21 protein-coding genes are annotated in these 17892 nt (G+C 62.4%); 7 read left to right on the top strand and 14 right to left on the bottom strand.

The window, feature by feature from the left end; all coding sequences use genetic code 11:
* Positions 1 to 50: 50 nt before the first annotated feature.
* Together JFU04_RS06545 and JFU04_RS06540 are read right to left on the bottom strand one after the other, a co-directional pair.
* Positions 51 to 1247, bottom strand: coding sequence for an MFS transporter (locus JFU04_RS06545; RefSeq protein ID WP_120447831.1), 1197 nt, complete (start codon positions 1245 to 1247; stop codon positions 51 to 53).
* The gene (locus tag JFU04_RS06540; RefSeq protein WP_201143699.1) at positions 1244 to 2407 is read right to left on the bottom strand and encodes an MFS transporter; all 1164 of its coding nucleotides are present in this window, start codon (positions 2405 to 2407) and stop codon (positions 1244 to 1246) included. Before JFU04_RS06540 ends, JFU04_RS06545 begins: the two co-directional genes overlap by 4 nt.
* A 95-nt stretch (positions 2408 to 2502) precedes the next feature.
* On the opposite strand from JFU04_RS06540, the gene JFU04_RS06535 reads away from it, so the two are divergent.
* From JFU04_RS06535 to JFU04_RS06520, 4 genes are all read left to right on the top strand, one after another.
* Positions 2503 to 3396: a LysR family transcriptional regulator gene (locus tag JFU04_RS06535; protein ID WP_201143698.1), complete on the top strand. Its 894-nt coding sequence runs from the start codon at positions 2503 to 2505 to the stop codon at positions 3394 to 3396.
* Between the two features lie 168 nt (positions 3397 to 3564).
* Positions 3565 to 3747: a type II toxin-antitoxin system HicA family toxin gene (locus JFU04_RS06530; RefSeq protein WP_065899432.1), complete on the top strand. Its 183-nt coding sequence runs from the start codon at positions 3565 to 3567 to the stop codon at positions 3745 to 3747.
* Positions 3748 to 3770: 23 nt separating this feature from the next.
* On the top strand, positions 3771 to 4181 hold the full coding sequence (locus tag JFU04_RS06525; RefSeq protein ID WP_065899433.1) for a type II toxin-antitoxin system HicB family antitoxin: 411 nt from the start codon (positions 3771 to 3773) through the stop codon (positions 4179 to 4181).
* Between the two features lie 90 nt (positions 4182 to 4271).
* Positions 4272 to 4772, top strand: coding sequence for a methylated-DNA--[protein]-cysteine S-methyltransferase (locus JFU04_RS06520; RefSeq protein WP_065899434.1), 501 nt, complete (start codon positions 4272 to 4274; stop codon positions 4770 to 4772).
* Here the strand turns inward: JFU04_RS06520 and JFU04_RS06515 are convergent.
* Positions 4731 to 5555, bottom strand: a complete 825-nt coding sequence (locus JFU04_RS06515) for a GNAT family N-acetyltransferase (protein WP_201143697.1) — start codon at positions 5553 to 5555, stop codon at positions 4731 to 4733. The two genes, JFU04_RS06520 and JFU04_RS06515, sit on opposite strands and share 42 nt — an antisense overlap.
* 179 nt (positions 5556 to 5734) lie before the next feature.
* Here JFU04_RS06515 and JFU04_RS06510 point away from each other — a divergent pair, with 179 nt between their 5' ends.
* Positions 5735 to 6160, top strand: a complete 426-nt coding sequence (locus JFU04_RS06510) for a low affinity iron permease family protein (RefSeq protein ID WP_201143696.1) — start codon at positions 5735 to 5737, stop codon at positions 6158 to 6160.
* 53 nt (positions 6161 to 6213) lie between these two features.
* On the opposite strand, the gene JFU04_RS06505 is transcribed toward JFU04_RS06510, so the two are convergent.
* The 4 genes from JFU04_RS06505 to JFU04_RS06490 form a co-directional block, all read right to left on the bottom strand.
* The gene (locus JFU04_RS06505; RefSeq protein WP_016975135.1) at positions 6214 to 6741 is read right to left on the bottom strand and encodes a DUF4142 domain-containing protein; all 528 of its coding nucleotides are present in this window, start codon (positions 6739 to 6741) and stop codon (positions 6214 to 6216) included.
* Positions 6742 to 6859: 118 nt separating this feature from the next.
* Complete coding sequence (locus JFU04_RS06500; protein WP_201143695.1) at positions 6860 to 7501, bottom strand: LysE family translocator; 642 nt, start codon at positions 7499 to 7501, stop codon at positions 6860 to 6862.
* A gap of 44 nt (positions 7502 to 7545) precedes the next feature.
* Positions 7546 to 7956 carry a fosfomycin resistance glutathione transferase gene (gene fos, locus JFU04_RS06495; RefSeq protein ID WP_106804882.1) on the bottom strand — a complete coding sequence of 137 codons (411 nt, stop codon included), beginning with the start codon at positions 7954 to 7956 and terminating at the stop codon, positions 7546 to 7548.
* A 12-nt stretch (positions 7957 to 7968) separates the two neighbouring features.
* Positions 7969 to 8886, bottom strand: a complete 918-nt coding sequence (locus JFU04_RS06490; protein ID WP_242485882.1) for a LysR family transcriptional regulator — start codon at positions 8884 to 8886, stop codon at positions 7969 to 7971.
* A 77-nt stretch (positions 8887 to 8963) separates the two neighbouring features.
* Between JFU04_RS06490 and JFU04_RS06485 the strand changes: the two genes are divergently transcribed.
* Positions 8964 to 9452 carry a DMT family transporter gene (locus JFU04_RS06485; RefSeq protein WP_065899440.1) on the top strand — a complete coding sequence of 163 codons (489 nt, stop codon included), beginning with the start codon at positions 8964 to 8966 and terminating at the stop codon, positions 9450 to 9452.
* On the opposite strand, the gene JFU04_RS06480 is transcribed toward JFU04_RS06485, so the two are convergent.
* The 6 genes from JFU04_RS06480 to yiaY all read right to left on the bottom strand — a co-directional run bounded on the left by JFU04_RS06480 (position 9453) and on the right by yiaY (position 15989).
* Positions 9453 to 10784 (bottom strand): MFS transporter, encoded by a 1332-nt coding sequence (locus tag JFU04_RS06480; RefSeq protein WP_065899441.1) that lies wholly within the window; start codon positions 10782 to 10784, stop codon positions 9453 to 9455.
* A gap of 60 nt (positions 10785 to 10844) precedes the next feature.
* Positions 10845 to 11786: a hydroxymethylglutaryl-CoA lyase gene (locus JFU04_RS06475; RefSeq protein WP_201143693.1), complete on the bottom strand. Its 942-nt coding sequence runs from the start codon at positions 11784 to 11786 to the stop codon at positions 10845 to 10847.
* On the bottom strand, positions 11783 to 12976 hold the full coding sequence (locus JFU04_RS06470) for a CaiB/BaiF CoA transferase family protein (RefSeq protein ID WP_120447825.1): 1194 nt from the start codon (positions 12974 to 12976) through the stop codon (positions 11783 to 11785). Before JFU04_RS06470 ends, JFU04_RS06475 begins: the two co-directional genes overlap by 4 nt.
* 172 nt (positions 12977 to 13148) lie before the next feature.
* Positions 13149 to 14057 (bottom strand): LysR family transcriptional regulator, encoded by a 909-nt coding sequence (locus tag JFU04_RS06465; protein ID WP_120447824.1) that lies wholly within the window; start codon positions 14055 to 14057, stop codon positions 13149 to 13151.
* On the bottom strand, positions 14057 to 14731 hold the full coding sequence (locus JFU04_RS06460) for an NAD(P)H-binding protein (RefSeq protein ID WP_201143692.1): 675 nt from the start codon (positions 14729 to 14731) through the stop codon (positions 14057 to 14059). The genes JFU04_RS06465 and JFU04_RS06460 overlap by 1 nt, the downstream gene beginning before the upstream one ends.
* Before the next feature lie 109 nt (positions 14732 to 14840).
* Positions 14841 to 15989: an L-threonine dehydrogenase gene (gene yiaY / locus JFU04_RS06455; protein WP_201143691.1), complete on the bottom strand. Its 1149-nt coding sequence runs from the start codon at positions 15987 to 15989 to the stop codon at positions 14841 to 14843.
* Between the two features lie 125 nt (positions 15990 to 16114).
* On the opposite strand from yiaY, the gene JFU04_RS06450 reads away from it, so the two are divergent.
* Positions 16115 to 17131 (top strand): DUF4917 family protein, encoded by a 1017-nt coding sequence (locus JFU04_RS06450; RefSeq protein ID WP_065899447.1) that lies wholly within the window; start codon positions 16115 to 16117, stop codon positions 17129 to 17131.
* A gap of 80 nt (positions 17132 to 17211) precedes the next feature.
* On the opposite strand, the gene JFU04_RS06445 is transcribed toward JFU04_RS06450, so the two are convergent.
* Positions 17212 to 17739 (bottom strand): helix-turn-helix domain-containing protein, encoded by a 528-nt coding sequence (locus tag JFU04_RS06445; RefSeq protein ID WP_201143690.1) that lies wholly within the window; start codon positions 17737 to 17739, stop codon positions 17212 to 17214.
* Positions 17740 to 17892 lie beyond the last annotated feature (153 nt).

Below are 17892 nucleotides of genomic sequence, written 5' to 3'. Positions count from 1 at the left end.
GGCCCAGGTCATGACGTAGGACGGAACTGAGTTTCACCTGTGAAAAGCGATCATCGTTCGTTCCTGTCCACTCCCCGCTGCACTACCCACGCCAGCGGCAACGTCACACACAAGACTCCTGCCAGCACCATCACCGCCACCGGCACACCCAGCGCGTCCCCCACGCCGCCAAACACCACCGGTGCGAGCGCCCCGCCGCCGATTGTGCCGGTGTAGAACAGCGCAAACGCCTGCTCGCGCTTGCCCGCGCCGGCCAGGTCCGGCACGGCGCCGTAGAGCACCGAAGACGTACCATTGAGCGCCAACCCCAGCAGCGGCAACATCACCATCAACCCGGTCAGCGGCAGGTATACGGCGGCAACGATCAGCAGCGCAGTGCTGGTTTCGGTGATCCATACGGTCTTCATCATGCCAATGCGTGCACCGAGGTAACCGCACAGCAATTTGCCGAAGGCGCCACCGATAAACAGCATCGTCAGCGCCAGGCCGATGCCGGCGGTACCGGCGCCCTTGGCTTGTAGCAGGAACGGTAGAAACGTGAGAAAGCCCATGCGCACGGCACTGTCGAGCGTACCGGTGAGGATCAATGCGCGCAGGCCAGTGACGGAGCCGACGCCCTTGAGCGGCCTGGCTTTTTTGCTGACGGTGGATTCGCAGGCTTGAGTAGGAATAAGCCACCACAACAGCCCCGCCGCCGCCAGGCCGATCAGCCCCAGCAGTGTGGCGCTCGCTCGCCAACTGATGACGGTGAGCAGCAGGCCGATCAGCCCCGGGATCAGGGTTTTGCCGATGTCGCCGGAGAAATTGTACTGGGACAGCGCCTGCTTGACCCCGCCCCCGTCCTCATAGGCGTCGGTGATCATCGAGGATGCCAGCGGATGCTGAGTGCTGGCGCCCAAGCCGCCCAGCAACAGCGCCACCAGCAACAGCGTCAATCCGGTCGCCTGCCCCACCAACAGGTAGGCACACCCTGCCAGCGCCGTACCCCCCACCAGCAGCGGTACGCGGCCCCAACGTTTGGCGGCGCGGCTGGCCAGCAATTGGAACACCGCCATCATCCCGGAATAGGCGCCGCGTAAAAGGCCGATCTGCGCGTAGGACAAGGCGAACTGAGCTTGCCAGATAGGCAGCAGCACGTAGATGGCGTCGGTGAGTCCATCGTGGATGGCGTGAGCGCTGCAACCGGCGAACAGCACGCGACGACGAGTGGATATTTCAGACGCAGGCACAGCGACGGTGTCGTTCATGAGGTAGGAATCAGCTCGGGTCTAGGCGGCTTCCAGCCGGTCAGGGCGATCAGCAACGTCAGTAATTGGAAACCGATGATCAGCGTCACGCAGCCCGCCCAGCCCCAGCGTTCCCAAATCAAGGCCGGCACGATGGCGCCGCAACTGCCGCCGAGGTAGTAGCAGGTGAGATACAGCCCCACAGCGCGCGCCTTGTTGCCATCGGCGGTGGCGCTGATATAGGCATTCGCGGCGGCCTGTGCGAGGAACACGCCGGTGGAACTGAGCGCCAGGCCCACCACGATGCACCACAGCGACGACGTCAGGGTCAGCGCCGAGCCACTGACGCCGAGCACCGCAGCGACCGTCAGCAGCTCAGTGTGCGGACGGGCTTTGCTGAGACGCCCGGCGATGGGGATCACGATCAATGCCAACAGGAACACCACATACAACGTGCCCAACGCTGCAGGCCCGAGATTGAAAGGCGGTAAGCCAAGGTGCAAACCTGCGTAGGTAAACGCCGCGACTTGCGAGAACAACACGCAGAAACCTACGGCGTAGGCGGCGAGCAAAGGCAGGCTAAACACCCCCGATGAAGAGGCTTTGACCGCGACCGTCCTCGCGCGGTTGGGCGGTAGCAGAAACTGGATAAACCCGCCGACCATCAAACTCAGGGCTGCGAGCAACTCAAAGGCTTCGCGCCAGCCCACGTACTCGGTCATCACCCCGGTGACAAAGCGCCCTGCGAACCCGCCCAACACGGTGCCCGCGACATACAGGCTGGTGACTTCAGTCACTGTGCCGCCACTCCAGCGATCGCCGATATAAGCCACGCTGGTGGCGAACACCACCGGGATCAACATGCCCTCGACAAAGCGCCACACCAACACTTCGGCGAAACTGTCGGCATAGGCTGTCATCAACGCCGGCACCGCCAGCAACAACGCAGCCACGGCGATCACGCTGCGCTGCTGGAAACGCCCGGTCAGGCGGCTGACGAAAGGGGCCGTGATCGCCACCGCCAGGGTGGTCACGGTGATGCTCCACCCTGCCGCCTTGGCGCTGATATGAAACTGCGCGGCAAAGGTTTGCAGAATGCTCTGGGTCGCATAGAGGTTGAGAAACGCCGCGCAGCCACACAGGAACAGGGCAAGGCGGGCACAATGCAGGCGCGGTTTCATGAAACCTCTCGTTTTATTTTGTAACGCCTTTATAGAATGAGCGGCATGATCGTGACCAATACCGATTTCCGACCGATCAATACCCAAGGATCAGGATGCTCGACCTACGCAAGCTGCGTTACTTTCTGACGGTCGCCGAAGAATTGCACTTCGGCCGCGCCGCCTTGCGCCTGCACTTGGCGCAGCCACCGTTGACCCGGCAGATCTCGGCGCTGGAAACCGAGTTGGGGTTCAAGCTGTTTGATCGCACCAGCCGAACGGTGACCCTCACTGCCCAGGGCCGCGCGTTTTTGCCCTACGCCCGTGGCGTACTCGAACAGGTGGAACTCGCGCAGGTGATCGCCGCCAAACTCGCGGCGGGCACTGCCGGGCAGCTGACATTGGGTTACGTCAGCTCGATTGCCCTCTCGGATTTGTTCAGCCAGACCATCCAGGCCTTTGCCCAGCGCTTTGCCGATGTGCAATTGACGCTGGTGGAATGCGCTTCCGGCAGCCTCGGAGCGCAGGTGGCGGACGGGCGGCTGGATATCGGCCTGAGCCGGTTGTTGCCGCAAAACGAGCAGGTGCAGGCGCTGTCGCTGGGTCAGGAGCCGTTGGTGGCCGCAGTGTCCAGCGACAGCCCGCTGGCCCAGCAGGCGCACATCAGCCTGGCCCAACTGAGCACCTATCCCCTGATCCTGTTTCCCGCCGACTACGGTTCGGGACTGAACCAGTCCATCGAGCAACTTTACCGCCACCACGGCGTGCCGCTGCGTGCCGGGCCGACCGGGCGACAGATCACCTCGATCATCGCGCTGGTCGCGGCCGGGCAAGGGGTCGCGCTGGTGCCGGCGTGTACCCGCAGCTTGATGAACAAGGGCGTCACCTATCGGCCCTTGGTGGAAGCGGATGCGTGCGCACCGTTGCTGGTGCTGACCCCCACACACAGACACAGTGTGTTGGTCGACGCGTTCCTCGCCGTGATCGCCGAGGTAATGCCGTCTCGCTGACGCATTCGCAAAACCCCGCAATACCTCTCCCAAACGCCCTTCCTGCGCGGTCATACACTCCAGATACCGCCTACCGAAATACCGGTCGCCGACCGCTGGTAGGTATAGTGTTGATAATTTATTTTTCGTGGTTATAGTCACCACCAACACACACCACAAGGAGGTGCTGTGGATAGCCGATATTTGATGGGGCACATCGTTGCCGATGGCTGGTATCTGGTCCGCATCAGGGGCAGTCATCATCACTTCAGGCACCCGACCAAACCGGGGCTGGTAACGATCCCTCATCCAAAGAAGGACCTGCTGGACAAGACCGCCAAGAGCATTCTCAAACAAGCTCTGCTGAGTTAAGCCGTCCCTGGAGGACAACGAACATGCTGTATCCCATCGCAATTTCAACCGGCGACCAAGACCATGCCTGGGGCGTGGAAGTCCCGGATATCCCTGGCTGCTTCTCGGCCGGCGACGACCTCGATGACGCCATGGCCATGGCGCGTGAAGCCATTGAAGGGCACTTCGAGATCCTTGCCGAAGACGGTGCACCGATCCCCAGCGCACAGAAAGTCACCGTGCATGCAGCCAACCCACAGTACGCCGGCTGCACCTGGGCGGTGGTGGATATTGATGTCACCAAGTACCTGGGCAAGGCGCAAAAGCTCAACATCACCTTGCCGGGCTATTTGCTCAACCGCATCGATGAATACGTGCTGCATCACCCCGAGGAAAAAAGCCGCTCGGGTTTCCTCGCGTCGGCGGCGCTCAAAGTGCTGCAGCAAGAGCACTGATCGGCCTGAATTCAACCGCAAGAAACGAAGTTTTCAGTGGCGCGGGCTGCGCTAGTTTGAACCCATACCCGCCCACCCAGGAGCTCGATCATGGCTTACGAATACACCCTCATGCCCTCCCCTGTCGGCGTCCTCACCCTGGTGGCGCGCGACGGCAAACTCAGTGCCATTCTGTGGGAGTGCGAGCGCGCCAACCGTGTGCGCCTGGGCGCCTTGCACGAAGCCAATGACAGCCCGGTGCTGTTGGAAACCAAGCGTCAACTGGCGGAATATTTCGCCGGTACGCGCCATCAATTCGAGTTGGAGCTGGACTTTGCCGGCACTGAATTTCAGAGGCAGGTCTGGCAGGCACTGCTGACCATCCCCTTCGGCGAAACGCGCAGCTACAGCCAGATCGCCCAACAGATCGGCAACCCCAAGGCCGTGCGTGCCGTGGGGGCGGCCAATGGTCGTAACCCCATCTCGATCATCGCACCGTGCCATCGCGTCATTGGCGCGTCAGGCGGGCTGACCGGCTTTGCCGGTGGGCTTGAGGCCAAGCAGTATCTGTTACGGCTCGAGGATCGCGGGCAAGTCAAAATGGCCTTCTGATGATGGCGCGGCGAGAGGGCCACGAACAAACGACTGGTAGTCGAATAAGCGCGTGAAGCGCAACGTTCGATACAGCGCTAGGCCCTGCGTCGATGCTTCGAGAAAACACCGTTCGGCGCCCAGGCTCGTAGCGTGACGCAAGGCCGCTTGAATCAATTGGGTGGCGTAGCCTCGTCCGCGAGAGTCCATGAGCGTGCCGACATCATTCAGCCGCGCTTCCCCGTCACACATCGACAACGTTAACGAAGACCTCACCTGCCCTTCGCTGGACAAGATGAAGTGGTAAAGCGCCTCACCCGCCTCAAGCGCCCGTTCGTGCCGGGCCTGATAGCGCGCGAGGCCTTCGGGCAGCATCGAAAACGCATTGCCGAGCGGAGCTGCCCAGTCATCCAGGTGCTGCGTCAGGCTGATCTGCACGGCGCTGTCGCTCGTCGGCGGAACAAGGTGCGACTGTTCGAGCACCATCGCGGTGGTAACTTCAGCCGCCTGGAAGCCCAGCTCCGTGAGTACGTCACGCAACCCCTCGACCTTTTCCTCATGGATCACCACGCGTATATCCAGCGTTGTACCGCGAATCACGTCCAGCATCGCGGCCACCGCGTCGCCCAGGGGGCCACTTCCTACCCGGATGAATAACAGGTTAAAGGGGTCCAGCGCTTCGTCGGTCAGATAAGCGTTGATACAGGCGTTGTGGCGGCGATGCAGCGAGCATGTCGCGGCAAAATAGTGGTCCTCGGTTCGGTGGTAAAGCATGGGCAGGTCACAGGCGACGTCAGCGTGCATGAGCAATATCCGGATAAAAATCCAGTCTCGCGCCCATCACGGCAGGGGCGGCGTAGGCCCCCTCCTAAACACTTGTAAAAAAAGCGCATACCTTCGGTCACGCCCAGCAATTGTAAAAAGAAATTTCAGAGCATCCCTGCGGTCAGTATTTTCATCACCCACCCTTGAGGAAAACGGTCATGAAATTCTCCGCAGTCTCCCAATCTCTGTCCCGCTGGGCAGGCAGTGCCCGGACGTTTTACGCGGCCGTCGCGTTGATTTTCCTGTGGAGCCTGAGCGGACCCTACTTCCACTACAACGACACCTGGCAACTGATCATCAACACCTCGACCACCATCATCACCTTCCTGATGGTGTTTCTGATCCAGAACACGCAAAACCGCGACAACGACATCCTGCATATCAAGATCGACGAACTGCTGCGTGTGTCCAAGGATGCGCAGAACGCGGTGCTGAGCCTGGACGGGCTGGACCGCAAGGAGCTGGAAAAACTGCGCAAGGAATACCGCAGCATCGGCGCCTCCGGCAGCGTCACGCTCAATAGCAGTTGCGGCGAAGCCGTCGACGATGCGGTGCCAAATAAAACCGATTTGAACCAGGCATAAAAAAACGGCGGTTGGATGTGCTCCAACCGCCGTTTTTGCTACTGGCGAGAGTTTCAGCCGTCGCCTTGATGACCTTTACCGTAGGTCGATGCCAGGGCACGGGCTTTTTGCAGGCGCTCTTCCAACTTGGGCAGCGTCTCATCCACCAATGCCTTGATTTCCGGCACATCCGACGCTGCGCCTTCCTGTTTGAACAGGGCGATGGCGTCTTCGTTTTCCTTGACCTGCTGGGCGGTGTAGGCGGCGTCGAACGAGTCGCCGTCCTTGAGTTCAGGCATCAAGGTCTCGGCCTTGTCGACGATCTTCTCGCGCGGCGCCACCGGCAGGTCGAGCTTCTTGGCAATGGCGGCCAGATGCTGGTTGGCCAGGGTGCGCTCGTTGATCACCTCGATGGTGTAGTCCTTGATTTCCTGGGACGAGGTCTTGGCGTGGGCCATGCGACTGGTTTCGATATCGGCCATACCTTTGGCCGAAGCCTGCTCGATGAATTCAGCAGGCGACTGGGCGAAAGCATTGCTGGCGCCGAGGCCCAGCAGCATCGCGAAACTGGCGGTGCGTAACCGGATAGCCATGCGGCTCATGATGGGTTCCTCCAGGGCAAAAATGGGTGCGGGGACTACACCCCGCCCTGAATTCGAATTTTTACGGCGGCAAAGGTTTAGAAAAAACTCGCCAGTACGACGAACGGTCGCTGCCGCCTCAGGCCGGTTTGCTGCCAAACAGCCCTGGCAACGCATGCGCCAGGGCGTTGATGGCAAAGCCGATGAACATCACGCCACAGAGTCGGGTGATCAGGATTTCATGCCGCTGATACACGGTACGCACCCGCTGGGCACCGACCACGCCGATCAGGATCGCGTAGGCCAGCAGGCCGCCGACAAAGCTCAGAAGGATCAACGAAGGCAGCATCGCCCAGGTCAGCAGTTCGGCACGGCTGGACAGCAACGCAGTAAACGTCGCCACGGCCACCGGGTAGGCCTTGGGGTTGGTCAGGCCGAACAGGACGCCGTGCCAGAACGGATGCCGCGCGGCGCCCTGGGGCGCATCACTGCTGCGGCGCTGGGTGCGGATCGCGCGCCAGCCAAGCCAGAACAGGTACAACCCGCTGAGCACACCCAGTACATCAAATGCACGGCTGCCGACTTCGCGCGCGCCCACAATCGCGATCAGCGCGGTGCTGCACCACACCACGTCGCCGAGCAAGTGCCCGCACAGAAAACCCGCTCCGGCACGTCGGCCACGGGCGGCGCCGATGCCGAACACGGCCAGCACGCCCGGCCCAGGCGTAATACCGTAGATGAAACCCGAGGCGAGGACGGCAAACAGCAAGGATGGGGTCATGGGCAAGACTCTGACATACGGTGGAAAGGTGTGGTGGATGTGCGCTAGGAGTAAAACTTCATCCCGGCATAGGGCTTGTTGCGACAGGCCTCAAGACGCGAGGCCAGGTCGCCGACATGGGCTTCGAGTTTGTGGCCATCGGGATCGAGGAAGTAGAACGAAGCTCCTTCACTGCGATTGTCGCGCCACTCTTGAACGCCGACGGCGCGCAGCTGCGCAACCAGCGCGGTGAAATCAGCCGCTTCGACGGTAAACGCGTAGTGGGTGTAATCCGCCGCCGGCATGGACTCGCGAAGAGGGTCCAGCGATAGGCAGAGCCACAGGCCCGGCAAAGAGAGGTAGGCACCGGTGTCCCAGGTGGCGTCAAGTTTCAGGTGCAGCCGCTCATGGTAGAAGCGCACGCTGCGCTCCAGATCGGTGACGGCCAGGGTCAGGTGGTTGAGGCCTGAAAGCATGTGTGTTTCCTGTTAGCGGGGGCCTACGGACAATACACCCTGCAGTTGCTCTTTCAACCACTGCAACCCCGAATCGCCACCGCGACGCGTGTGCCACGCCAGCTCGAACGCAAACGAGGGAATATGAAACGGCGGCGGCATGGCCACCAAGTGCTGATGATCGATGTTCAGCAAGCCTCGGGATGAGACGGTCAGGATCAGGTCCGTGCCCTGGATCAACTGCGGCGCCACGCCCCAGTGCGGCAGGCTGATCGCCACATGTCGGCGCTCACGAATCGCCGTCAGCGCGCGCTCGATTTCCGGCGTACCGCTGCCGCGCATCTCCAGCAGGACATGGGGCCGCGACAGGTAGGTGGGCAGGTCCAGCACGCCGCCTTCCGGCAGGCTGGCGCGGTCCACCAGGCAGGTGTAGTGCTCGTCGAACAATGGCGTAGTGCGCAGTTCGGCGGGCATGTCAGGGAACACGCCAGCGGCCAGGTCGAGGTCGCCGTTGAGCACGCCGTCGACCATGCCTTCACGGCTGGCCTGGATGATTTGCAGGTCGATGCCCGGCGCTTCACGGCGCAGGGTGCGCACCAGCCCGGGCAGGAATATCGCCGCGCTGTAGTCCGACATCGCCAGCCGAAAACGCCGCTTGGCCGAGGCCGGGTCGAAGCGATTCGGCGCCAGCAGTGCCTGCACCTGCGCCAATGCTTCAGCCAGCGGTGCCGCCAACTCCAGGGCGCGGGCGGTGGGTACCAGGCTGCCGCCCTGGCGCACCAGCAACGGGTCGCCCAGCAGGTCACGCAGACGCGCGAGCGCATGGCTGACGGCGGGCTGGCTCAGGTGCAGGCGCTCGGCGGCCCGCGTGACGTGTTGCTCACTGAGCAAGGCGTCGAGGATCACCAGCAGGTTAAGGTCGATGCGGCGCAGATCATTCATAAGCTGCATGCCTGACATTAGAATTTGGAATTTAAATTTGCGCGACGAATAGCCTAGAGTCCAGCAAAACCTCTGGGAGATTCACCATGACCACGTTGCACTGGCTGGGATTATTGGCGTTGGCGGTGATTGCCGGCGCGGTGGTGCCGTTTCAAAGCGCGATCAACGCCAACCTCGGGCGCGGGCTTGGCCACCCGCTCTGGGCCACGCTCGCCTCGTTGCTGGTGAGCATTATCGTGCTGCTGCCGGTCATCATCGCGCTGCGCCTGCCGTTGCCAAGCCTTGCATTCATCAGCAAGGCGCCGTTGTGGATGTGGGCCGGCGGCGCATTCGGGGTGTGTTTTATTTCCCTGGCGTTGATGCTGCTGCCCAAGCTGGGCGCGTCGGGGTTTATTGCGTTGGCCATGGCCGGGCAGATTCTTGCCTCGCTGCTGCTCGACCATTTCGGCCTGTTCGGCCTGGTGGAGCGCCAACTGACAACGCCCCGCGTGTTGGGGGCGTTGCTGTTGATCGGCGGCGTGGCGTTGATTCAGTTCAGCGCCACGCCGGCCCGGGCCTTGGCGACGGCGGGCTGATCAGCCTTTGTCGAGGGTGCGCAGTTTCTGCGGCAGGCCCCACAGCAGCAGCGCCGCGGCCAACAGCGCGCACACCCCGATCACGTAGAGCGCCGGGGTGGTGCTGCCGGTCAGGTCCTTGATCCGCCCTACCATTACCGGGCTGACGATCCCACCGAACTGCCCGAGGGTGTTGATCACCGCGATCCCACCCGCAGCGCCCGCACCGGCGCCGGCCAATAGCTTGGGAGGCAGCGTCCAGAAGGTCGGGATCGAGGCGATGATGCCCGCGCCCAACATGCCCAGGGCGATGATCAGGAACGTCGTGTGGTCGGCAAAGATCCCGGCACTGAAGAAGCCCACCGCGCCGAGTACCACCAGGCCGCAGACAAACTTGCGGCGCTCGCCGGTGGCATCCGACAGACGCCCGATCACCACCATGCTGATCGCACCGCACACATACGGGATGGCCGTGAGCAGGCCAATCATTACCGGGCTCTGGGTGCCGGCGCTGCGGATTAATTGCGGTGCCCAGAAGTTGAGGCCGTAGGACGCCACCTGGATCAGGAAGTAGATAAAGCCGAGCATCAAGAAACCCGGAATACGTATCGCCGACAGCAGTGAACCGCCATGGGTGTTCGGCTCATGCTTGGCGATGCGGCTCGACAGCAAGGCCTTTTCCGCAGAAGTCAGCCAATGGGCGTCCTCGATGCGGTCCTTGAGCAACGTCAACACCAGGAACCCCAGGCCGATGCACGGCAAGCCGCCGAGCAGGAACAGCCAGTGCCAGCCGCGCATCTGCAGTACGCCGTCGAGGTGCTCGAGCACCAGGCCGGAAAACGGTGCACCCACCAGGCCGGCGAAGGCCGAGGCCAGGAACAGCATCGAGGTGATGCGCCCACGGAAATGCTGCGGGAACCACAGGGTCAGGTAGTACAACACGCCAGGTGCGAAGCCCGCCTCCATCGCGCCGATGATGAAGCGCAGGCCATAGAACTGCCACTCGGCCGTGACAAACACCATCGCCGCCGTGGCCAAGCCCCAGGACATCATGATCCGTGCGATCCAGCGCCGGGCGCCAACCTTGTACAGCATCATGTTGCTCGGCACTTCAAAGATCACATAGCCCACCACAAACAAACCGGCGCCCAGGCCGTAGGCGGTGTCGCTGAGGCTCAGGTCGGTTTGCAGCTGAAACTTGGCGAAGCTGATGTTGATACGGTCAAAAAACGCGAACAGGTAACACACCATGATCAGCGGCATCAGGCGCCAGGCGACCTTGCTGACCAGGGCTTTTTCGGCATCGATTTCAGCGGCCGGGCGCGCGCCGGCCTCCAACGTATTAGTGCTCATGGGTTTCTCTCCAGCGGACTGCTCACAGGCGTCCGATTGTTTTTGTTGTCTGGTGCGGCGTTACAGCGTGGCGATGTAGGCCGGTGGCGGATGCAAGTCGCTGTTGCGCCCGGCCTTGGCCACCTGGCCGGGCAACTCATGGCCAAGCAAGGCCGGCAAGCGCCGGGACATATACAGCAGGTGCGGCAGGTCGATACCGGTGTGAATGCCGACCTCGTCACACAGGTTGACCAGGTCTTCGGTGCAGATATTGCCCGACGCCCCCGGCGCAAACGGACAGCCGCCAAGGCCACCCAGCGCCGCATCAAAACGTCGGGCGCCGGCCTCGTAGGCAGCCAGCACATTGCACAAGCCCAGGCCGCGGGTGTTGTGGAAATGCAGGGTCAGGTCGCCCGCCGGCACGCGCTGCAACACACGTTTGACCAGGCGTTCCACCTGGCGAGGGTTGGCCATGCCGGTGGTGTCGGCCAGGCTGATGCCCTGGATGCCGAGGGCTTGATACGCGTCGACAATCTGTATCACGCAGTCTTCATCGATCTTGCCTTCGAACGGGCAACCGAAGGTGGTGGCGATGCTGCCATTGAGGCGCACCGGGTGATCGCCGGCAAAGCGCACAATGTCACCGAACGCTGCCAGCGAGGCCTCGCAGCGCATGCGCATATTCGCCAGGTTGTGGGTCTGGCTGGCGGACATCACCAGGTTCAACTCATCGGCGCGCGACTCGACGGCGCGCTGGGCGCCCTTGAGGTTGGGGATCAGCGCCACATAGATCACCCCGGGTTTGCGCGCGATGCCCTGGAACACCTGCTCGCCGTCGCGCAACGCGGGGATGGCCTTGGGCGACACAAACGAACCGGCTTCGATACGCGAAAAACCGGCCAGCGACAGCTGATCGATCAGCGCGATCTTGTCGACGGTCTCGACCCAGGTCGGTTCGATTTGCAGGCCATCGCGCGGGGAGACTTCCTGCACGATCAGCGGGTCGCCATAGTCAGTGATCATTGCACCACTCCCGAGGTTTTCAGGCGTTGGATATCGGCGCCGGTAAGGCCCAGGCTGCCAAGGATGTCATCGGTGTGCTGGCCCAGGGCCGGACCCTGCCAGTTGACGCCACCGGGGGTTTCGGAAAGTTTGGGCACGATGCCGGGCATCTTCACCGACACACCGCCAGGCAACTCGGCATCGAGCAACATATCGCGCGCCTGGTAATGCGGGTCGCTGACGATATCCGCCACCGAGTAGATGCGCCCGGCCGGCACTTCGGCAGCTTCCAGGGCGCTGAGCACCTGGTCGATGGGCAAGCTGCTGGTCCAGTGGGTGATCGCGGCATCCAGCAATCCACTCTTCGCCGCGCGGCCGTCGTTGTGGGCAAACTCAGGGGCTTCGGCCAGGTCGACGCGGCCGATGGTGGTCATCAGGCGCTTGTAGATCGGGTCACTGTTGCCGGCGATCACCACATAAGCACCGTCGGCGGTCAGGTAGGTATTGGACGGCGCAATGCCAGGCAAGGCGCCACCACTGCGTTCTCGCACGTGGCCGAGCATGTCGTATTCCGGCACCAGGCTTTCCATCAGGTTGAACACGCTTTCGGCGAGGGACACATCGACAATCTGCCCGTCGCCCTGGCCGGTCTTGACCCGCAGCAGCGACATCAGCGCGCCGATCACACCGTGCAACGAGGCAAGGGAGTCACCCAGGCTCACGCCGACGCGCGCCGGTGGCGAATCCGGATTGCCGGTGGTGTAGCGAATGCCGCCCATGGCCTCGCCGATCGCACCAAAGCCTGGGCGGTCGCGGTAAGGGCCGGTCTGGCCATAGCCGGAGATACGCACCAGGGTCAGCTTGGGGTTGAGCGCGTGCAGCACGTCCCAGCCCAGGCCGAGTTTTTCCAGGCCACCGGGGCGCAGGTTTTCGATCAGCACGTCGGCGTCGCCCAGCAGCTGCTTGATCAGGCCCAGGCCTTCAGCGGACTTGAGGTCCAGCGCCAGGGATTTCTTGTTGCGCGATTGCAGGTACCACCACAGCGATGTGCCTTCGTGCAGCTTTCGCCATTTGCGAAGTGGATCGCCCTGGCCCATGGCTTCGATCTTGATCACCTCGGCACCGAATTCGCCCAGCAGCCGGGCGGCGAACGGCGCGGCAATCAGCGTACCGATCTCGATCACCTTGATACCGCTCAGGGGAGCCGTCATGGGGTGTACCTCTTGTTCTTGGAATGTGCGGCCAAGGCTAGAGGACAGGCGCAGGAAAAATCCAACCGTCAGTTGGCAAGGAGCGTTCGCGAAACGCGAAAACGTTGGTGGGCGACCGGATGCTTGAGCCCTGCGGCGATGTCGAGATCGCCATCGCCGGCACGCCGGGCGCCTACAGGGGCGCGCTGAGGTAGTCGAACAGCAAGCGGCTGACGGGCGACAACTGCGCTTCATCGCGCACCACTAGGATCAGGCTGCGGTGCGACCATGCATCGGTCAGCGGCACCGCGTGCAATCCCAGGGCGCGGCCAAACAGTTCGTAGGCCTTCTGCGGCAGGATGCCGATGCCCATATTGGCCTGGACCATCCGGCACATCGCATCAAACCCCGGCACATGGATGCGCAGGCGCAACATTTTGCCGGCCTCGCGCGCGGCGGCGTGGGTGCGCATGTTGATCGAGCTGGCGGCGTGCAGGCCAACGTAGTCGCTGTCCAGGGTGTCGGCGAAAGCCAGGGATGCGCGTGCCGCCAACGCGTGATCCGCCGGCATCAGCACCACCAGTTTGTCATGGCGATAGGTCACGCTGGGCAGGCCCTTGGTGTCGGTATCGCTGGAGCAGATGCCCAGGTCGGCGACGCCATCCAGCACGCCCTGGACCACGCCGTTGCTGGGGCGCTCTTCAAGGTCGGTCTTGACTTCGGGGTGCAGTTCGGAAAAATCGCGCAGGTCTTCCGGAAGGAACTCAATGATCGCCGACAAATTGGCCAGCATCCGCACGTAACCACGCACACCGTGGCTGTGCTCACCGAGTTCCAGGCCCATTTTTTCCACGTTGAACAGCATCTGCCGCGCATGGTGCAACAGGGTCTCGCCGGCCGCGGTCAGGTCCATGCCCTTGGCCCGACGCACGAACAGGCTCACGCCGAGCACCTGCTCCAACTCCATCAGGCGCTTGCTGGCAGCCGACACCGCGATGGCTTCGCGGGCCGCGGCGCGGGTCAGGGTACCCTCCTCGAACACCGCGACGAACAGTTGCAGGGTGATCAGGTCCAGGCGGCGCACCAGGCTCTTGTGCAACATCAGCCGCGCTCGGACGCCAGGCGATTGATCTCGGCCTGCTCCACCACCGGCTGTGGCGCGCCATGGCGCACCGCCGCCAGCATGGCCCGGCCGACAGTTTCAGTACTGACCACCCAACCCGGCTTGAGCCGACGCACAGACGACAGCAACGGCCCGAGCACGGAGTAAAACGCCTGATACAACGGCGTCTTCGAGCGCACCCCATGCAACGGCTGGATGATCCCCGGTCGGAACAGGTAAACCGCCTTGAACGGCAGGCGCAGCAAGGCATTCTCGGTCTTGCCCTTGACCCGCGCCCACATCGACTTGCCGGCCTCGGAACTGTCCGTCCCGGCGCCGGACACGTAAATGAAGGCCATCTGCGGATTGAGCCGTGCCAGGGTGCTGGCGGCAACGAGGGTGAGGTCATAGGTGAGGTGGGTGTAGCGGGTTTCATTCATGCCCGCCGAGGACACCCCGAGGCAGAAAAAGCACGCGTCAAAGCCTTGCAGCAAGTTTTCCAACGGCTGGAAATCCAGCATGTCGCTGTGCAACACCTGATGCAGCTTGCCATGCTCCTGGGTCAGCGGCGTGCGCCCGACGGCAACCACTTCCTGCACGTCAGGGGCAAGCAGGCACTCGCGCAGGACGCCCTGGCCGACCATGCCGGTGGCACCGAATAACAGAACTCTCATAAGGGGGACCTCAGCGGCAAGCCGCAAGCTTCATGCTCAAGTTGAATGCAGTGCGAGCCTCACACCTTAACAGCTTGTAGCTTAACGCTTGCAGCTTGTGGCTGCCCCGTCAGAACGCGCTGCGAAAGATCTCCTCGATCTGACGCTGATCCGCCCGGCGCGGGTTGGTCAGCCCGCACGCGTCCTTCAACGCGTTAGTGGCCAACAGCGGAATGTCCTGCAACTTGGCGCCCAGCTCGCGCAGCCCGGCGGGGATTTCGACGTCCAGGGACAGCGCACGAATCGCGGCGATGGCGGCCTGGGCGCCCTCTTCGTCCGTGCTGCCTTTGACATCTGCTCCCAGCGCGCGGCCGACGTCGCTCAAGCGCTTGGCGCTGACGCTGGCGTTGAAGCTTTGCACGTGGGGCAACAGCACCGCGTTACACACGCCATGGGGCAGGTCGTAGAGGCCGCCCAACTGGTGGGCCATGGCGTGCACGAAACCCAGGGACGCGTTGTTGAACGCCATGCCCGCGAGGAATTGAGCGTACGCCATGTTTTCCCGTGCGGCCTTGTCGCTGCCGTCGCGTACGGCCAGGCGCAGGTTGGCGCTGATCAGCTCGATGGCCTTGATCGCGCAGGCGTCGGTGATCGGCGTGGCAGCAGTGGACACATAGGCTTCGATGGCGTGAGTCAGGGCGTCCATGCCGGTGGCGGCGGTGAGGCCCTTGGGCATGCCGACCATCAGCGCCGGGTCGTTGACCGACAGCAGTGGCGTGACGTTACGGTCGACGATGGCCATTTTCACGTGGCGGCTTTCGTCGGTGATGATGCAGAAACGGGTCATCTCGCTGGCGGTGCCGGCGGTGGTGTTGATGGCCACCAGCGGCAGTTGCGGCTTGCTCGATCGGTCGACGCCTTCGTAGTCGCCGATATGCCCGCCGTTGGTGGCGCACAGCGCGATGCCCTTGGCGCAGTCATGTGGCGAGCCGCCGCCGAGGGACACGACGAAATCGCAGGCGCTCTGTTGCAGCAGCGCCAGGCCGTTCTCGACGTTTTCCACATTGGGGTTGGGCTTGGCGCCGTCGTAGATCACCGAGTCGATGTCCTGCATCGCCAATTTCTCGGCGATCATGCTGGCCACGCCCGCCTTGGCCAGGCCGGCGTCGGTGACGATCAGTGCCTTGCGAAAACCGTAGTTGCGGATGGCGGTCATGGCTTCGTCGAGGCAATCGGTGCCCATGATGTTGACGGCGGGAATGAAGAAGGTGCTGCTCATGGCGAATCCTCGGATGACGTTTATGCCTACAGCATCGACTTCACCCGCCTGCGGCATCTTGATCAGGATCAACGCCGGCTCGTGATAAAGTCACCGTCCAGCCGAATTCGAGTAGACCCGCCGCAATGAAGGATTTCCAGGATATTGATGCCCACCTTGAAGACTGGAGCGCACTGCGCAGCCGCACTGCCTTCAGCGGGATTCTGATCGGCAACGGCGCCAGCCGTACGATTTGGGAAGACTTCGCCTACGACTCGCTGTTCGAAAACGCACGCACCGTCGAAGAAAAACCTCTGGGCCAGTCCGAACTCAGCGTGTTCGACGCCCTGCAAACCCGCAGCTTCGAACAGGCCCTTGGCGCGCTGAAGACCACCAGCCGGGTCAACAAGGCCCTGGCAGTCAGCTCGGCGGCACCGCGCAATCGCTACTACGCGATCAAGGAAGCGCTGATCAATACCATCCACGCGGTGCACATTCCGTGGCGCCTGGTGCAGCCGTCGACGCTGGCGACGATCAACGCGGAGCTGGCGCAATACACCACGGTGTTTACCAGTAACTACGACTTGCTCAACTACTGGGCGATCCTGCACACGCCAGGCATCGACGACCTGTTTCGCAGCGCCGACTCAAGCTTCGACCTGCGCAACACGCGCACCGAGGCCACGCGCATTCTGTACCTGCACGGAGGCCTGCACCTGGTGCGCAACCTCGACGGTACCGCGCGCAAATTGCCGACCACCGACAGCACCCTGCTGAGCAGTTTTGCGATCAATAACACGATCAAGACCCTCGACGATGTGCCGCTGTTCGTCAGCGAAGGCACGGTAGACGAGAAGCTCAAGACCATCCGCAGCTCGGATTACCTGTCGTTCTGCTATGAGCAACTGCTGACCCATGAAGGCGCGCTGTGCCTCTTCGGCCACGACCTCGGGCCGCAGGATAAACACTTGGTGGATGCGATTCGCCAAGCCCCGGTGACCACGCTGGCAATCTCGGTATCGGGCCGTAGCGACGGGTTTATTCGCCAGCAGAAGCGGCGGTACTCTGAGCTGTTTGATGGGTCGGGCGTGGCGCTGGAATTCTTTGCGGCGCGCACCCATCCGTTGGGCAATCCTGCGCTGTCAGTCCCGGTCGAACGCTGACTTTCCGGGCGACTTCGATCAAATACAGGCGCTGGCTTGCCAGCGTCCACCATGAGCGTGTTCACAACAGCCAAGTGACGTCAGTCCTGCACGCTGTGCACCACCACCAGCAATTGCGCCTGCACCGGCCCCACCGAGCGCAGGCGGTGGGGCTTCTGCGCATTGAAGTGCAGCGCATCGCCACGCTCGAGGATCACGCGCTCAGTCATGAAATCCACTTCGACCTGGCCTTCATGCACAAACAGAAACTCCTCCCCCACGTGCTCCTTGAAGCTCTTGTCGGTGAATTCCGCCGGCGGGTAGATGATGAAGGGCAGCAGGCTGCGTTCGCTGACCTGATGGGCGAGCACCGCGTAACCGGGCGCCGTGTCGGGCCGTTCATGGCTGCGCACCAGGCTGTAGCTGTCGAGGCTGACGCTGTCTTCGCTGAACAGCTCTTCGACCTTCACGTTCAGCGCCTTGGCCAGTTTCAGCGCGGCGGCAATCGACGGCGTGTTGAGGCCGCGCTCAACCTTGGACAGGTAGCTCTTGGTCATCCCGGACTTTTCAGCCAGGCTCTCCAAGGTTACGCCAAGTTTTTTTCTCAATAATTTCAAACGGATAGACATATTCCGCGGTTAATCCATGCAGGAAGCGATGAGCTGTGCTTGTAAATGACACTTTGTGTCATATAGCATCTTTAGTGTCATTTGCGTTCACCCAGCGACCTTGCGAGCAGCGGGAGACCAGCAAACCAGACGTCCATTGAACCACCCAAAGGA

It is taken from the genome of Pseudomonas sp. TH21 (assembly GCF_016651025.1).
In the GTDB taxonomy this organism is placed as follows: Bacteria; Pseudomonadota; Gammaproteobacteria; order Pseudomonadales; family Pseudomonadaceae; genus Aquipseudomonas; species Aquipseudomonas aylmerensis.
This window is presented reverse-complemented; position numbering and strand designations above follow the sequence as displayed.

What these genes read in the sequence shown, in the direction of transcription:
- JFU04_RS06545 (WP_120447831.1), bottom strand. Translation starts at nt 1,247, where the DNA reads ATGAACGACACCGTCGCTGTGCCTGCGTCTGAAATATCCACTCGTCGT.
- JFU04_RS06540 (WP_201143699.1), bottom strand. Translation starts at nt 2,407, where the DNA reads ATGAAACCGCGCCTGCATTGTGCCCGCCTTGCCCTGTTCCTGTGTGGC.
- JFU04_RS06535 (WP_201143698.1), top strand. Translation starts at nt 2,503, where the DNA reads ATGCTCGACCTACGCAAGCTGCGTTACTTTCTGACGGTCGCCGAAGAA.
- JFU04_RS06525 (WP_065899433.1), top strand. Translation starts at nt 3,771, where the DNA reads ATGCTGTATCCCATCGCAATTTCAACCGGCGACCAAGACCATGCCTGG.
- JFU04_RS06520 (WP_065899434.1), top strand. Translation starts at nt 4,272, where the DNA reads ATGGCTTACGAATACACCCTCATGCCCTCCCCTGTCGGCGTCCTCACC.
- JFU04_RS06515 (WP_201143697.1), bottom strand. Translation starts at nt 5,555, where the DNA reads ATGCACGCTGACGTCGCCTGTGACCTGCCCATGCTTTACCACCGAACC.
- JFU04_RS06510 (WP_201143696.1), top strand. Translation starts at nt 5,735, where the DNA reads ATGAAATTCTCCGCAGTCTCCCAATCTCTGTCCCGCTGGGCAGGCAGT.
- JFU04_RS06505 (WP_016975135.1), bottom strand. Translation starts at nt 6,741, where the DNA reads ATGAGCCGCATGGCTATCCGGTTACGCACCGCCAGTTTCGCGATGCTG.
- JFU04_RS06500 (WP_201143695.1), bottom strand. Translation starts at nt 7,501, where the DNA reads ATGACCCCATCCTTGCTGTTTGCCGTCCTCGCCTCGGGTTTCATCTAC.
- fos (WP_106804882.1), bottom strand. Translation starts at nt 7,956, where the DNA reads ATGCTTTCAGGCCTCAACCACCTGACCCTGGCCGTCACCGATCTGGAG.
- JFU04_RS06490 (WP_242485882.1), bottom strand. Translation starts at nt 8,886, where the DNA reads ATGCAGCTTATGAATGATCTGCGCCGCATCGACCTTAACCTGCTGGTG.
- JFU04_RS06485 (WP_065899440.1), top strand. Translation starts at nt 8,964, where the DNA reads ATGACCACGTTGCACTGGCTGGGATTATTGGCGTTGGCGGTGATTGCC.
- JFU04_RS06480 (WP_065899441.1), bottom strand. Translation starts at nt 10,784, where the DNA reads ATGAGCACTAATACGTTGGAGGCCGGCGCGCGCCCGGCCGCTGAAATC.
- JFU04_RS06475 (WP_201143693.1), bottom strand. Translation starts at nt 11,786, where the DNA reads ATGATCACTGACTATGGCGACCCGCTGATCGTGCAGGAAGTCTCCCCG.
- JFU04_RS06470 (WP_120447825.1), bottom strand. Translation starts at nt 12,976, where the DNA reads ATGACGGCTCCCCTGAGCGGTATCAAGGTGATCGAGATCGGTACGCTG.
- JFU04_RS06465 (WP_120447824.1), bottom strand. Translation starts at nt 14,057, where the DNA reads ATGTTGCACAAGAGCCTGGTGCGCCGCCTGGACCTGATCACCCTGCAA.
- JFU04_RS06460 (WP_201143692.1), bottom strand. Translation starts at nt 14,731, where the DNA reads ATGAGAGTTCTGTTATTCGGTGCCACCGGCATGGTCGGCCAGGGCGTC.
- yiaY (WP_201143691.1), bottom strand. Translation starts at nt 15,989, where the DNA reads ATGAGCAGCACCTTCTTCATTCCCGCCGTCAACATCATGGGCACCGAT.
- JFU04_RS06450 (WP_065899447.1), top strand. Translation starts at nt 16,115, where the DNA reads ATGAAGGATTTCCAGGATATTGATGCCCACCTTGAAGACTGGAGCGCA.
- JFU04_RS06445 (WP_201143690.1), bottom strand. Translation starts at nt 17,739, where the DNA reads ATGTCTATCCGTTTGAAATTATTGAGAAAAAAACTTGGCGTAACCTTG.